This is a genomic window from Actinosynnema sp. NPDC023794 (assembly GCF_040639675.1).
Taxonomy (GTDB): Bacteria; Actinomycetota; Actinomycetes; order Mycobacteriales; family Pseudonocardiaceae; genus Actinosynnema; species Actinosynnema luteola.
Genome location: NZ_JBFAFR010000005.1, coordinates 222,808 through 236,380, shown reverse-complemented (window position 1 = coordinate 236,380; position 13,573 = coordinate 222,808). Strand labels below are relative to the sequence as shown.

The 13,573-nt window shown below is 71.5% G+C and carries 12 protein-coding genes and 1 pseudogene; 9 read left to right on the top strand and 4 right to left on the bottom strand.

Translation table 11 applies throughout. From position 1 onward, the window contains the following. Positions 1 to 2: 2 nt before the first annotated feature. Both AB0H12_RS14795 and AB0H12_RS14790 read right to left on the bottom strand, forming a co-directional pair. A complete protein-coding gene (locus tag AB0H12_RS14795) occupies positions 3 to 413 on the bottom strand; it encodes a hypothetical protein (RefSeq protein WP_230566750.1) in 411 nt (136 codons plus the stop codon). A 67-nt stretch (positions 414 to 480) separates the two neighbouring features. After that, positions 481 to 858, bottom strand: a pseudogene (locus AB0H12_RS14790) (hypothetical protein); the annotation flags it as partial. An 84-nt stretch (positions 859 to 942) separates the two neighbouring features. On the opposite strand from AB0H12_RS14790, the gene ctaE reads away from it, so the two are divergent. From ctaE to AB0H12_RS14765, 5 genes are all read left to right on the top strand, one after another. Beyond that, on the top strand, positions 943 to 1,551 hold the full coding sequence (ctaE, locus tag AB0H12_RS14785) for an aa3-type cytochrome oxidase subunit III (RefSeq protein WP_082404045.1): 609 nt from the start codon (positions 943 to 945) through the stop codon (positions 1,549 to 1,551). 44 nt (positions 1,552 to 1,595) lie between these two features. Continuing rightward, complete coding sequence (gene qcrC, locus AB0H12_RS14780; protein WP_499623423.1) at positions 1,596 to 2,405, top strand: cytochrome bc1 complex diheme cytochrome c subunit; 810 nt, start codon at positions 1,596 to 1,598, stop codon at positions 2,403 to 2,405. Further along, positions 2,402 to 3,526, top strand: a complete 1,125-nt coding sequence (qcrA, locus tag AB0H12_RS14775) for a cytochrome bc1 complex Rieske iron-sulfur subunit (protein WP_499623422.1) — start codon at positions 2,402 to 2,404, stop codon at positions 3,524 to 3,526. Before qcrC ends, qcrA begins: the two co-directional genes overlap by 4 nt. Then, positions 3,523 to 5,193, top strand: a complete 1,671-nt coding sequence (qcrB, locus tag AB0H12_RS14770) for a cytochrome bc1 complex cytochrome b subunit (protein WP_308257191.1) — start codon at positions 3,523 to 3,525, stop codon at positions 5,191 to 5,193. The genes qcrA and qcrB overlap by 4 nt, the downstream gene beginning before the upstream one ends. 98 nt (positions 5,194 to 5,291) lie before the next feature. Beyond that, the gene (locus AB0H12_RS14765; RefSeq protein WP_499623421.1) at positions 5,292 to 5,813 is read left to right on the top strand and encodes an HAD domain-containing protein; all 522 of its coding nucleotides are present in this window, start codon (positions 5,292 to 5,294) and stop codon (positions 5,811 to 5,813) included. Positions 5,814 to 6,161: 348 nt separating this feature from the next. Here AB0H12_RS14765 and AB0H12_RS14760 read toward each other — a convergent pair whose 3' ends face one another. Together AB0H12_RS14760 and AB0H12_RS14755 are read right to left on the bottom strand one after the other, a co-directional pair. Continuing rightward, positions 6,162 to 6,446: an Lrp/AsnC family transcriptional regulator gene (locus AB0H12_RS14760; RefSeq protein ID WP_053718754.1), complete on the bottom strand. Its 285-nt coding sequence runs from the start codon at positions 6,444 to 6,446 to the stop codon at positions 6,162 to 6,164. A gap of 43 nt (positions 6,447 to 6,489) precedes the next feature. After that, positions 6,490 to 8,193 carry a DEDD exonuclease domain-containing protein gene (locus tag AB0H12_RS14755; RefSeq protein WP_499623420.1) on the bottom strand — a complete coding sequence of 568 codons (1,704 nt, stop codon included), beginning with the start codon at positions 8,191 to 8,193 and terminating at the stop codon, positions 6,490 to 6,492. 151 nt (positions 8,194 to 8,344) lie between these two features. On the opposite strand from AB0H12_RS14755, the gene AB0H12_RS14750 reads away from it, so the two are divergent. The 4 genes from AB0H12_RS14750 (at position 8,345) to AB0H12_RS14735 (ending at position 13,537) form a co-directional block, all read left to right on the top strand. Continuing rightward, positions 8,345 to 9,694 carry an NYN domain-containing protein gene (locus AB0H12_RS14750; protein WP_499623419.1) on the top strand — a complete coding sequence of 450 codons (1,350 nt, stop codon included), beginning with the start codon at positions 8,345 to 8,347 and terminating at the stop codon, positions 9,692 to 9,694. A gap of 298 nt (positions 9,695 to 9,992) precedes the next feature. After that, a complete protein-coding gene (locus AB0H12_RS14745) occupies positions 9,993 to 11,036 on the top strand; it encodes a C40 family peptidase (protein ID WP_499623418.1) in 1,044 nt (347 codons plus the stop codon). Positions 11,037 to 11,098: 62 nt separating this feature from the next. After that, positions 11,099 to 12,397, top strand: coding sequence for a basic secretory protein-like protein (locus AB0H12_RS14740; RefSeq protein WP_499623417.1), 1,299 nt, complete (start codon positions 11,099 to 11,101; stop codon positions 12,395 to 12,397). A 9-nt stretch (positions 12,398 to 12,406) separates the two neighbouring features. Continuing rightward, the gene (locus tag AB0H12_RS14735) at positions 12,407 to 13,537 is read left to right on the top strand and encodes a glycosyltransferase family 4 protein (RefSeq protein WP_499623416.1); all 1,131 of its coding nucleotides are present in this window, start codon (positions 12,407 to 12,409) and stop codon (positions 13,535 to 13,537) included. Positions 13,538 to 13,573: the final 36 nt, after the last annotated feature.

The following is a 13,573-nucleotide window of genomic DNA, read 5'->3' as shown; positions in this document are numbered from 1 at the left end:
CCTCAGCCCCGGACGACGGGCAGCGCCGTCGAGCGCAGCACCTCGGCCACGGTCTCGGCGGCGGCCAGCGGGTCGAGCGGGTGCACCAGCACCGCGTCCGCCTGCGACCACGTCGCCAGCCACCGGTCGTCCTTGCGGCGCACCGCGACCACGATCGGCGGGCAGTCGGTGATCTCGTTCTTCAGCTGCCGGGACAGGCCCATGCCGCCGGTGGGCTGCGCCTCGCCGTCCAGGATCGCCAGGTCGACGCCGCCGTTGTCCATCTCGTACAGGACGTCGGCGATCTTGCCCACCTCGACGTACTCGACGCGGCCCAGGTCGGGGGCGGGTCGGCGGCCCACCGCAGTGATGATCGTCTCACGCACCTCGGGGCGGTGGCTGAACACCAGGATCCTGGTCGTCTGCGTGCTCATCGGCGCGATCCTCCGGCGGGTCGGGGTGCGAGGTGACCCAGATGTTATCCGGCTGACGGTGCGTGACTTGCAGTGCGTCCCACCCGATCCAGTCGCCGCCGAGCCGCTGGGCCAGGCTCGCCATCCGGGCCCGCTCCTGCGCGCAGCGCAACGCGTCCAACCGCTGCACCCGCACCGCGTGCCAGCGATCTTCGCGGCGGAGCGCCCACCCGTCCGGCGTGAGCAGCTCACGCGCGCGTTCTACCTGGTCAGGCGGCAGTTCGAGGTGGTGGCGCAGCACCGCGGGCTCGTCCGCCCGCCACCTCGGCGACCTGGCCAGCGCCGCCGAGTCGGCCTCCGCGACGTCGAACGCCTCCACCACCACCGCCAGACCGGGTGAATCGATCTCCAGTGCGGGTACACCCCGTCGCGCGCGGCGATCACGCCACCGGCTCAACAACCCCATGACCGTCCTCACCGTGCGTGTGACCCAGATGACCTGCGAACGTGCCCCGGACCCGATGGGCGGGACGAAAACCTGCAAGCAATAATGCGTCGTGTGACAACGGCAGCGCCCTCAATCGGCCAGCGCGTGCACTCGCTGAACCGCCCGAACATGGTCAGCGTCGGCACGATCGTCTGGCTGTCCAGTGAGCTCATGTTCTTCGCCGGGCTCTTCGCCATGTTCTTCACGGTGAAGGCCCAGAACGAAGGGCACTGGCCACCAGCACCGACCCACTTGAACGTGCCTTACGCACTGTTCTTCACGATCATCCTGGTGGCGTCCTCGTTCACTTGCCAGTGGGGCGTGTTCGCCGCCGAGCGGGGTGACGTGTTCGGTCTGCGCCGCTGGTACATCGTGACGCTGATCATGGGCGCGATCTTCGTCGCCGGTCAGGCCGGTGAGTACGTCACCCTCGTGAGCGAGGGCACGACGATCCCGGCCTCGGCCTACGGCACCGTCTTCTACCTGACGACCGGCTTCCACGGCCTGCACGTGATCGGTGGCCTGATCGCGTTCGGCTACCTGCTGGTCCGCACGAAGCTGAGCAAGTTCACGCCCGCGCAGGCGACCTCCGCGATCGTCGTGTCGTACTACTGGCACTTCGTCGACGTCGTCTGGATCGGCTTGTTCGCCATCATCTACATCGTGCCCTGACCAGCTCGAACCCCGAACTCACACCAGCAAGGGTTGCCGCACACATGACCACCAACACCACACGGGCCCGGAAGCGCGGCACGAAGCTGCGCAGGCGGATCTCGGGCCTGCTCGCGCTGGGCTTCGCGCTGCTGGCCGCGGGCTTCCTGTTCAGCGCCCTCGCGCCGCAGCCGCAGACCGCGCAGGCGCAGGACGACCCGGCGCAGGTGCGACTGGGCGAGCAGCTCTACAACAACACCTGCATCACCTGCCACGGCAAGAACCTCGACGGCGTCGAGGACCGCGGACCCAGCCTGATCGGCGTGGGCGAGGCGGCCGTGTACTTCCAGGTGTCCTCCGGTCGCATGCCGATGGCCCGCCAGGAGGCGCAGGCCCAGCGCAAGCCGGCGAAGTTCACGCCGGAGGAGGTGGACGCCATCGGCGCGTTCATCCAGTCCCGCGGCGGCGGCCCGCAGACCCCCGCTGAGCGCGGCGAGGCGCTGCGCGGCGACGACCCGGCCCGCGGCGGCGAGCTGTTCCGGCTCAACTGCTCGGCGTGCCACAACTTCACCGGCCGCGGCGGGGCGCTGTCGTCCGGCAAGTTCGCGCCCGAGCTCGACGGCGTGACCGAAGAGCAGCTGTACACCGCGATGCTCACGGGCCCGCAGAACATGCCGAAGTTCTCCGACCGGCAGCTCACGCCGGAGGAGAAGAAGGACATCATCGCTTACATCAAGTCGGTGACCGACGGGAACAACAACCCCGGCGGCGCCCCCCTCGGCGGCCTCGGGCCGGTATCGGAGGGTCTGATCGCGTTCATCGTGGGTATCGCCGCACTCATCGGCGTGACCCTCTGGATCGGAGCCAAGGCATGAGCGGCGTGAAGCCGAACGAGCTGCCCGACGAGGCGGAACTCGCCGGGATGAGCCGGGACGAGCTGGTCAAGCTCGGCGCGGCCATGGACGGTGTCGAGATCGTCCACTACGAGGACCGCTGGCCCGTCAAGGGCACGCGCGCGGAGAAGCGCGCCGAGCGACTGGTGGCCCTCTGGTTCACCATCGCCGCGCTCGCCGGCATCGCGTTCCTCGTGGCGTTCATCTGGTGGCCGTGGAAGTACGAGGCTCCGCACACGAACGACCACATCCTGTACAGCCTCTACACGCCCGTCATCGGTTTCACGCTGGGCCTGTCGATCCTCGGCCTCGGCGTCGGCGCGCTGCTGTACACGAAGAAGTTCATCCCCGAGGAGCTGTCCGTCCAGCGGCGCCACGACGGCGGGTCGCCCGAGGTGGACAAGGCCACGATCGTGGCCCAGCTGGCCGACGCCGGCGAGCGCTCCACGCTCGGTCGCCGTTCGCTCATCAAGCGCACCGCGGGCCTCGGCGCCGGCGTGTTCGGCCTCGGCGTGCTGGCCGTGCCGCTCGGCGGCCTGATCAAGAACCCGTGGGCGCACAGCGACTCGAAGGACTCGCTCTGGCACACCGCGTGGAAGTCCGAGAACGGCGAGAAGGTCTACCTGCGCCGGCACACGGGCAACTTCCACGAGGTCGCGCTGGTGCGTCCGGAAGACCTCGAAGCCGGTGGTTTCGAAACGGTGTTCCCGTTCCGCGAGTCGGAGCGCGACGACGAAGAAGCCCTGGTGCACGCGCTGAAGCGGGCCGACAGCCCGGTCATGCTCATCCGCCTGCGCCCCGGCCAGGCCGTGACCAAGCGCGCGGGCCAGGAGGACTTCAACTACGGCGACTTCTACGCGTACTCGAAGATCTGCACCCACCTCGGGTGCCCCACTTCGCTGTACGAGCAGCAGACCGGCCTGCTCCTGTGCCCCTGCCACCAGTCGCAGTTCGACGTCTTCCACTACGCCAAGCCCCGGTTCGGTCCGGCGACCCGTGCCCTGCCGCAGCTTCCGATCACGGTTGACGAGGACGGATACTTGATTGCCCGCGGCGACTTCATCGAGGCCGTGGGTCCGGCGTTCTGGGAGCGTAAGTCATGAGTGGCATCACCACGCCGACGAAGCGGCAGGGCGCGGGCGCCCGCGTGGCGGGTGGCGCCGCCAAGTGGGCCGATGACCGGTTCCACATGGCTTCCGGCATGCGGAAGCAGTTGAACAAGGTCTTCCCGACGCACTGGTCGTTCCTGCTCGGCGAGATCGCGCTGTACAGCTTCATCGTCCTGCTGCTGTCGGGCACCTACCTGGCGCTGTTCTTCGACCCCTCCATGGAGGAGGTCGTCTACAACGGCAGCTTCGTGAACCTCCAGGGCATCGAGATGTCCCGGGCGTTCGAGTCGACCCTGCACATCTCGTTCGAGGTGCGCGGCGGTCTGTTCGTCCGCCAGGTCCACCACTGGGCCGCGCTGCTGTTCATGGGCGCGATCGTCGTGCACATGTTCCGGATCTTCTTCACCGGCGCGTTCCGCCGCCCGCGTGAGATCAACTGGGTCATCGGCATCGTGCTGTTCATGCTGGGCGCGATCGAGGGCTTCCTCGGCTACTCGCTGCCCGACGACCTGCTCTCCGGCACCGGCCTGCGGGTGATGGCGGCGCTGCTGATCTCGTTCCCGGTGGTCGGCACGTGGATCAACTGGCTGGCGTTCGGCGGGGAGTTCCCCGGCACGGAGATCATCCCGCGGCTCTACACGCTGCACATCCTGGTCATCCCGGGCATCATCCTGGCGCTGATCGCGGTGCACCTCGGCGTGGTCTGGTACCAGAAGCACACGCAGTTCCCGGGCGTGGGTCGCAAGGAGACCAACGTCGTCGGCGTGCGCATCATGCCGGTGTTCGCGGCCAAGGGCGGCGGGTTCTTCGCCGTGGTCGTGGCCGTCACGGCGATCATGGGCGGCATCTTCCAGATCAACCCGATCTGGAACTTCGGCCCGTACAACGCGGCGCAGGTGTCGGCGGGCGTGCAGCCCGACTGGTACATGGGCTGGACCGACGGTTTGATCCGCCTATGGCCCGCGTGGGAGCTGTACCTGGGCAACTACACGGTGCCCGCGCCGTTCCTGCCGTTCATGCTCGGCCTGCCGCTGCTGACCGGTCTCGCGGCGGTGTACCCGTGGATCGAGCGCAAGATGACCAAGGACTACGCGCACCACAACCTGCTGCAGCGCCCGCGTGACGTGCCGGTCCGGACGTCGCTCGGCGTCATGGCGATCTCGTACTTCATGGTGCTGCTGCTCTCGGGCGGCAACGACATCATCGCGATGAAGTTCGACATCTCGCTGAACGCGATGACGTGGATGGGCCGCATCGGCATGCTCCTCGTCCCGCCGCTGGCGTACTTCATCACGTACCGCATCTGCATCGGCTTGCAGCGCGCGGACCGCGAGGTGCTGGAGCACGGTGTCGAGACGGGCATCATCAAGCGCCTGCCGCACGGCGAGTTCATCGAGGTCCACCAGCCGCTCGGCCCGGTGGACGACCACGGCCACCCCCTGCCGCTGGCCTACCAGGGCGCGTCGGTGCCGAAGAAGATGAACAAGCTGGGCTCGGCCGGTCACCCGGTGCCGGGCAGCTTCCTGACCCCGGACCCGCCGGAGGAGACCGCCGCCGTGGCCCGTGCGCGGGCCGAGCGCGGTGTCTCGGCGGACGCCCTGTCCGCCGAGAACAAGCCGGCGGGCGAACTGGCCGGGAAGCCGTCCCAGCCGGAGGACTGATCCTCCCTGGGGACCGGCCGTCCGAAGGGCGATCGTGTGTAGAAGGGGTCCCGCACCTGTTCCGGTGCGGGACCCTTTCGCGTGCGGGGAGATGTCCGGTGGCCGGTCCTGACCAGCGTCCGTTGCTCTTCCTCGACGTGGACGGGCCGCTGATCCCGTTCGGCGGTGGCGGGTACCCGACCTACGGGACGGTCGCGGCCGGAGCCAATCCGTTGCTGAGCCGGGTCGACCCCGGGCTCGGGCCCCGGTTGGCCGCGTTGCCGTGCGAGCTGGTGTGGGCGACGACGTGGATGGAAGACGCCAACGAGGCCGTCGCGCCTCGGCTCGGGTTGGGTCGGTTCGGCTTGGGTCGGCTCGCGGTGGTGGCGTGGCCGGAGCCGTCCGAGGTCGATGAGCGGGACGAGCGGGTCGGGCTGCACTGGAAGACGCGTGCGCTCGTCGCCTGGGCGGCGGGGCGTCCGTTCGCGTGGGTGGACGACGAGCTCACCGACGTGGACCGGGCGTGGGTCGGTGCGAACCACTCGGGCCGTGCCCTGCTGCACGGGGTCGATCCACAGCGAGGGCTGACGGACGCCGATTTCGGTGCGCTTGACGAGTGGTTGCGGGATTCAAATGCTTGAAAGCTCACAAGCTTGTCCTCGCCGGACGGGCAGATCAGCAGGATGACCCCTGCTTCGGCGGTCCTGTTCCGGGTTCGTTGTGGGTCGGGGTTCGCGTCATCCCGCCGACGCCCTACCGCGCGTGTCAAGGGGGCTGTGCGTCCCTTGCCCGGTCGTGCGCTGATGACCGCCCCCTTGATACGTGTGGTAGCCCGGAGGGAGGTCGGTGGGTGACACGGAGCCCGGACCAACGACGGACCCGGCGCTTGACCACCCGGTCCCGTCATCCTGCTGATCTGCCCGTCCGGCGAGGACGCTTTTCAGGCTTTTGAGCTTCTACGGCTTCAACACCTGTGGGCTTCGGGCCGATCAGGCGTCTTCGAGACCGATGGCGAACGCCGCGTCCGTGTCGCGCTTCGAGTACGACCGGAACGAGATGTGGGTGTCCGTGTTCAGCACGCCGGGCACCTTGGAGATGTGGCCGGGCACCAGGTCGGCCAGGTCCTCGTGCCGGGCGACCTTGACCAACGCGATCAGGTCGACGTCGCCTGCGCACGAGTAGACCTCGGTGACGCCCTCGATGTCGGCGATCGCCTGCGCCGCGTCCGGAATGGTCTCGGCGGCGGCCTGGATCAGCACGATCGCGGTGATCACAGCGGTCCTCCACAAGTCGTCGGGGGTATCGACCGACCACATGCTAGTGGCCCGCCATCCGGTACTGGTCGCGACCGGCCTCGGCGCGTGCCACCCACTCCCGCCACGCGCCGGCGGCGAACGCGGGCGACGTCCACGGGCGCTCGCAGTAGACGAGCCGCGTCCCCGGTCGGTCGATCCAGCGCAGCACCACGCCGACCTCCTCGGCCGGCGCGCCGAACAGCGGGCCCTCGCCAGGGATCACCGTCTCCGCCGACGCCACCAGCGCGTCGACCACCGGCATCGGCCGCGTGCCACGCCGCGCCACCCCGGCCGACGCCAACCGCCCGTGCCGCACCACGGCGAACTCCCACCCGCCGGACCCGTCGGGAAGCGCGGCGACCACCTCCGGCAACGCGGCCAGCCCCGCGAGCCGCTGCGCCCGGTCCAACGAGCGCACCAACGTCGACGTCCGGTCACGGCGGGTGGCGGCGTCCTCGAACCGGTGCGCGAGGGCGAGCGCGTCGATCTGCGCGGTCAGCTCCCGCAACGGCGTGACATCCGCCCCGGCGACCAGCCGGCGGAACGCCGACGCGGCGGGGGAGTAGTCGTCCACCGACTGACGTCCCGCGCACGGCGCCTTGCACCGGCCCAGCTCGAACAGCGCGCACGGCGTGGCGGACGCGTTGCGCGCCGGGATCCGGATCGAGCACGCCCGCAGCGGCACGGCCTCCAGCACCGCCTCCATCGCCGTCTCGGCGAGCCGCCGGGACCGGAACGGGCCGAGGGCGCCCTCGCGCGGCGTGCGGACCACGGAGAGGCGCGGAAACACCTCGTCCGTCAGCACGAGCCACCACGCCTGCCCCTGGTTCTTCGAACGCCGGTTGTAGGCGGGCTTGTGCGCGGTCAGCAGCCGCAGCTCCCGCACCTCCGCCTCCAACGAGTGCGCGCACTCCACCGCGTCCACCCGCACGGCCAGCGACACCATCTCCCGCAGCCGCTTGCGCCCCTCGCCGGCGGTGAAGTACTGCCGCACCCGCCGCCGCAGGTCGGAGGCCGTGCCGACGTACAGCACCTCCTCCGACGGCCCGCGGAACAGGTAGACGCCCGGGGTGGACGGCAGGTGGGACGCGAGCGTCCGCTTGCGCCGCTGCGCCGGCGTCACGTCGGGCAGGTAGGCGACCAGCTCCTCCAGCGAGTGCACGCCGACCGACCCGACCCGCTCCAGCAGGTGGTGCAGCACCTCGACGGTCGCGCGGGCGTCGACCAGCGCACGGTGGTTCGGCTGCACGGACAGCCCGAACAGCTGGGCCAACGCGGACAGCCGGCAGCTCGGCGCCTCGTCCCGGCTGAGCACCCGGCGGGCCAGCTTCACCGTGCACACGACGGTCGGCTTGGGCCACGTGTACCCGTGCCGGGCGCAGGCGGCCTTGATGAACCCCACGTCGAAGCCGGAGTTGTGCGCGACGAGCACCGCGCCGGCGGCGAACTCCATGAACGCGGGCAGCACCGTGGACAGCTTCGGCGCACCGGTCACCATCATCTGCGTGATCCCGGTCAGGGCCACGACCTGCGGCGGAATGCCCCGCTCGGGGTCGACGAGGGTGCCGAACTCGCCGATCACCCGCCCGCCGCGCACCTTCACCGCACCGATCTCGGTGATCGCGTCCCCGTCCGCCCGGCCGCCGGTGGTCTCCAGGTCGAACACGACGAACGTGGTCTCGCGCAGCGGTGTGCCCAGTTCGTCGAACGTGAGCTGTGTAGTCATCGCGGCGCACCGTAGCCGCACCCACCGACAGTGTCGGATCGCCGCTGCTCGGCGGACGGCGGGCCACCGCGGCGACCACCGCCGGACAACCGCGCGCGGAGCGGCGGCGATCGTGCACAGCGGCGCAACACGACACAGCTAGCCTGTACGGGTGCAAGACCCGATCGAGCCGCCGGCAGGCGCCGACGACCTGGAACCAGGCCAGGCCGTCGAGTCCACTGTGGACTGGTCCGCCCTGCCCGAGCCCCTGCGCGCGCGGCTCGCGGAGTTGAGCGCGGATGCGTTGGGGGACTTGGCGAAGGTCGACATCCCGCAGTCCCTGCGCGCGGTCGCCCGGTTCGCGCCCACCAAGCGGGCCCGGCTGGGCGCGCCGGTGCTCGTCGGCGGCCTGAAGTCGTCGGCGAACTTCCGGGCCGCCGTCGTCGAGTGGCTGCGGCGCAACCGGCCGGCGGCGCTGGAGGTGACCTCGCCCGACCCGGTGGCGGCCGGCGCGGCGGCGATCCTGCAGGGCGAGGAGGTCGCGTCCCACTTCATCGAGCTGGTCGGCAGGCGCGTGGCGGACGCGGCGCTGCGCTCCGAGCGCGACCTGGCCGTGCAGCGGGCCGAGCGGCTCGAGGTCGAGCTGGAGCGGCTCAAGGCGGAACGGGCCGAGGCGGGCGGCGCGGTGGACAAGATCCGCGAGGCGTCCGAGGCCGAGCTGGAACGGCTGCGCAAACGGTTGCGCGAGCAGGGCGTGCGGTTGCGCGAGGCCAAGGACCGGGCCGAATCGTCGTCGGCCGAGGCGGACCGGGTGCGCGCGGAGGCCGAGGCCGCGCTGCGCCGGTTGACCGCCGAACGGGACCGCGAACGCGAACGCGCCGAGCACGAGCGCGCCAAGGCGCAGCGGGCCGAGTCGGACGCGGAGGTGGCGCGCCAGTCGGCCAAGGAGGCGCGTCAGGCCGACGAGGTGCGGCTGGCCCTGCTGGTCGAGACGCTGGACGGCGCGGTGAACGGCCTGCGCCGGGAACTGGCCCTCGGCGGCGCGGGCCCGCGGCCGGCGGACCTCGTGCGCGGCGCCAGCGCGGCGCAGGGCGCGGTCGGCCGGGTGGAGGACCCGGCGGCGCTGGACCGGTTGCTGGCGCTGCCCGCCGTGCACTTGATCGTGGACGGCTACAACGTGACCAAGACGGGCTACCCGGAGCTGTCGCTGTCGGACCAGCGGGACCGGTTGGTGCACCAGCTGGCCGTGCTGGCGGCGCGCACCGGCGCGGAGGTGACGTTGGTGTTCGACGGCGCGGGTGTGGTGGCCGTGCCGACGTCCGCGCCGCGCGGGGTGCGGGTGCTGTTCAGCGATCCGGGCGTGCTGGCCGACGACGTGATCCGGGCGTTGGTGACCGCCGAGCCCGAGGGCCGTCCGGTGGTCGTGGTGACGTCCGACCGGGCGGTGGCCGATTCCGTCCGGCGGCGTGGCGCGCACCCGGTGCCGTCCGCGGTGCTGCTGGCACGCCTGGGCCGCGTGTGACACAGATCGTGTTTTTAACACCACCAGCGGTCACACGGCCAGGTCACAGCTAGGCCGTTCGGGAACACAGGTGAACTCGGCGTGATTTCCTTGCCCCGCTAGTGGACGCCGGACCTCACTTTTCGTAACCTAGCCGAGATCTCGCGGCGAGCAGTGGTCCATCCTGGGCCGCGACGCGGGTTCACCGCCGAATCGGCCTGTCGGGGAGCCGAGCCGGAGATCTCTCACCAGAGGTGCGTCGGGTTGCGCCATGCGCCCGGCCGGCAGGCGGGATCAGACGAAGGAGACACACGCGACTGTGGCGTCGCAACGACTCAAGCGCGGCCTGCGCGGGGCGATGGCGGCCACGGCGGTGGCCGCTGCCGCGGTGGGCGTCCTGCCCGTACCCGCCGGAGCCCAGCCGAACACCCCCGCGAACGCCTCCGAGGCGCTGAAGAAGTACAACGAGCTGGCCGAGCAGGCCACCAAGCTCAACGAAGAGCTCCTGCGCGCCGAAGAGCAGCGCAACGCCAACCAGGCCGAGCTGGACAAGGCCAACGCCGACCTGGCGCAGGCGACCCAGGCGGGCGAGCAGGCGCGGACGGACGAGGAGACCTTCCGGGTCCAGGTCGACAAGCTGACGGAGGCGTCGTTCGAGGGCGCCCGGTTCAACCAGCTGTCGGCGCTGCTGGTGTCCGACTCCCAGCAGGACTTCCTGAACCGCATGTCGGCGCTCGGCGTGCTCGCGTCGGACAACAACGAGTCCCTCGAACGGCTCTCCGGCGCGGTCGACGCGGCCGAGGACGCGAAGCAGAAGGCGGCGGACGCCCAGGCGCGCGCGCAGGCCGCGACCGACGAGGCGGTCAAGATCGCCGACGACGTCAAGAAGCGGCAGACCGACCTGCAGGGCCAGATCACCGTGGTCAAGGACCAGCTGGCCCGGCTGACCTCGCAGGAGCGCAGCACGCTGACCAACACGGGCCCGAAGGTCACCGCGACCAACGTGCCCGCGGGCGCGGCGGGTGTGGCGCTGCAGTTCGCGCTGGACCAGCAGGGCGACATGTACCGGTACGGCGCGACCGGCCCGGACCTCTGGGACTGCTCCGGTCTGACCTCGAAGGCGTACGCGTACGCCGGCGTGACGATCCCGCGCACCTCCGGCGGCCAGGCGGGCGCCGGGCGACCCGTCAGCCGCGGCGAGGTCCAGGCGGGCGACCTGATCATCTACAACGGCGGCAACCACGTGGGCATGGCGGTGGACAACGCGCGGGTCGTGCACGCGTCCACCGACGGCGTCCCGGTCAAGGTGGTGCCGCTGGAGAACCCCGGCAGCATCTACGCGATGCGGCGCATCGCGGGCTGACAGTCGTCGTTCGGCAGGGCCATCCTCAAGGGGGGTGGCCCTGCCGTTGACTTTGGAGGCTCGTGAGCCGTTTTCGGGGTGTGCTGGCCGCGTTGGTGGCCGTGACGTTCCTCGCCGGACTGGTCACGGCCGTCCGCCCGGCGACCCCGTCCGCGCCGCCCGCGTCGGCCGACACCGCCGCCACCTCCCGTGCGGACGGCGTGCGGGCGCTGCTCGAACGGCGGGCGCGGGCCGTGCTGGACCGGGACGAGACGGCGTTCACCGCCGACCTCGACCCCCTCGCCGACGCCGAGTTCCGGCAACGGCAGCGCGACCTGTTCCGCAACCTCTCCTCCGTGCCGTTGGCGGAGTGGGAGTACGTGGCCGACCTGGAACCCGGCGCCGACGGGCAGGCCGATGCCAGGGGCACCGACGTCACCACGCTCGACCTGCCCGCCGCCGACGAGGTGTGGGCGCCGGACGTGCGGCTGTCGTACCGGCTCGGCGGCGTGGACGTGGAGCCGAGCAGCCAGGGCATGGCGTACCTGTTCACCCGGCGCGACGGCCGCTGGTACCTCAACTCCGACACGGCGCTGGAGCCGCTGGGCAAGCGCACGTGGCGCGGGCCGTGGGACTTCGGGCCGAGCCACGTGCTCGCGGGCGCCGGCGGGTTCGTGCTGAGCCACCCCGGCGGCGAGGTGCTCGCCGCTCGGGTGCTGGCGGAGCTGGACGGCGCCGTCACGGCCGTGACCGAGGTCTGGGGCCAGGCTTGGGCGCGTCAGGTGGCCGTGCTGATCCCGGCGGGCCCGGAGGAGATGGTCGCGCTGGTCGGACCCGGCTTCGCGACCGGCGCGATCGCGGGCGTCGCGGTGGCCGACCGGGTGGATCCGGACACGCACACCGCCCGCGGCCAACGGGTGGTGCTGAACCCGGACAGCGCGGGCGCGTTGTCGCCGTTGGCGTTGCGGGTGCTGCTGCGGCACGAGATCACGCACATCGCCGCGCGCGGCGAGACCGTGGACGGGGCGCCGATGTGGGTGCTGGAGGGGTTCGCGGACTACGTGGGCTACCGGCGCAGCGACCTGCCGCCGGCCAAGGCCGCACCGCTGCTGGCCGCGCGGGTGCGGCAGTCGTTGCCCTCCTCGCTGCCGTCGGACGCCGACTTCCGGGGTGACGGGATGGAGCTGGCCTACCAGCAGGCGTGGTCGCTGAACCTGTACCTGGCCTCGTCGCTCGGCGAGCCGGGGCTGGTGGCGCTGTACCGGCGGCTGGCGCGGGTTCGGGCGTCCGAAGTGGACGGCGTGCTGCTGGAGCTGACCGGTGCGGACACCGCGGCGCTGGTGCGCGGGTGGCAGGAGTTCCTGCGGCGGTCGTTCCCGTAACGTGGTCGCGTGCGTCGGACCCTGTTGGTGACCAATGACTTCCCGCCACGGCCCGGCGGAATCCAGGCCTACCTGCACGCGTTGGCCGTGCGGCTGCCCGAGCTGGTGGTGTACGCGCCGTCGTGGGAGTCGTCGTCGGGCTCGCACCCGGAGTTCGACGCGGCGCAGCCGTTCGAGGTGGTGCGGCATCCCGGGACGTTGATGCTGCCCACGCCGGACGTCGTGCGGCGGGCGTCGGACATCCTGCGCGGAGCGCGCTGTGACGCCGTGTGGTTCGGGGCGGCTGCGCCGTTGGCGCTGATGACGTCACGGCTGCGTGCCGCCGGCGCTTCGCGGGTGTTGGCGTCGACGCACGGGCACGAGGTCGGGTGGTCCATGCTGCCGGGCGCGCGGCAGGCGTTGCGGCGGATCGGGTCGGACGCGGACGTGGTGACGTTCGTGAGCCGGTACACGCGGTCGCGGTTCGCGGCGGCGTTCGGGCCGATGGCGGCGTTGGAGCACCTGCCGTCGGGGGTGGACACGTCGGTGTTCGCGCCTTCGGCGGCGGCGCGGGCGGAGATGCGCGCCCGGTACGGGTTGGGCGACCGGCCGGTGGTGGTGTGCGTGTCGCGGCTCGTGCCGCGCAAGGGGCAGGACGTGCTGGTGCGCGCGTTGCCGGAGATCCGGCGGCAGGTGCCGGGCGCGGCGTTGCTGCTGGTGGGCGGTGGGCCGTACCGGGGGACGGTGGAGCGGCTGGCGGCGTCGGTCGGCGTGTCGGAGCACGTGGTGCTGACGGGGTCGGTGCCGTGGGAGGAGCTGCCCGCGCACTACAACGCCGGTGACGTGTTCGCGATGCCGTGCCGGACGCGTGGGCGTGGGCTGGACGTCGAGGGTCTGGGGATCGTGTACCTGGAGGCGTCGGCCACCGGCCTGCCGGTCGTGGCGGGGCGTTCGGGTGGTGCGCCGGAGACCGTGCGCGACGGCGTGACGGGGCGGGTGGTCGACGGGCGTGAGGTGGCGGAGGTGGCCAACGCCGTCGCCGCGCTGCTGGCCGATCCGGGGACGGCCGCGAAGATGGGCGCGGCGGGCCGCGAGTGGGTCACCGGGAACTGGCGGTGGGACGACCTGGCCGACCGCCTGGTCCGCTTGATCGACGCCTGAGCGTTGAATTCAGGGGTCCTGAACGCAGGACACGCG

Excerpts from the sequence above, each read along its gene's own strand:
- qcrC (WP_499623423.1), top strand. The coding sequence starts at position 1,596 with ATGACCACCAACACCACACGGGCCCGGAAGCGCGGCACGAAGCTGCGC.
- ctaE (WP_082404045.1), top strand. The coding sequence starts at position 943 with ATGCGTCGTGTGACAACGGCAGCGCCCTCAATCGGCCAGCGCGTGCAC.
- qcrB (WP_308257191.1), top strand. The coding sequence starts at position 3,523 with ATGAGTGGCATCACCACGCCGACGAAGCGGCAGGGCGCGGGCGCCCGC.
- AB0H12_RS14795 (WP_230566750.1), bottom strand. The coding sequence starts at position 413 with ATGAGCACGCAGACGACCAGGATCCTGGTGTTCAGCCACCGCCCCGAG.
- qcrA (WP_499623422.1), top strand. The coding sequence starts at position 2,402 with ATGAGCGGCGTGAAGCCGAACGAGCTGCCCGACGAGGCGGAACTCGCC.
- AB0H12_RS14755 (WP_499623420.1), bottom strand. The coding sequence starts at position 8,193 with ATGACTACACAGCTCACGTTCGACGAACTGGGCACACCGCTGCGCGAG.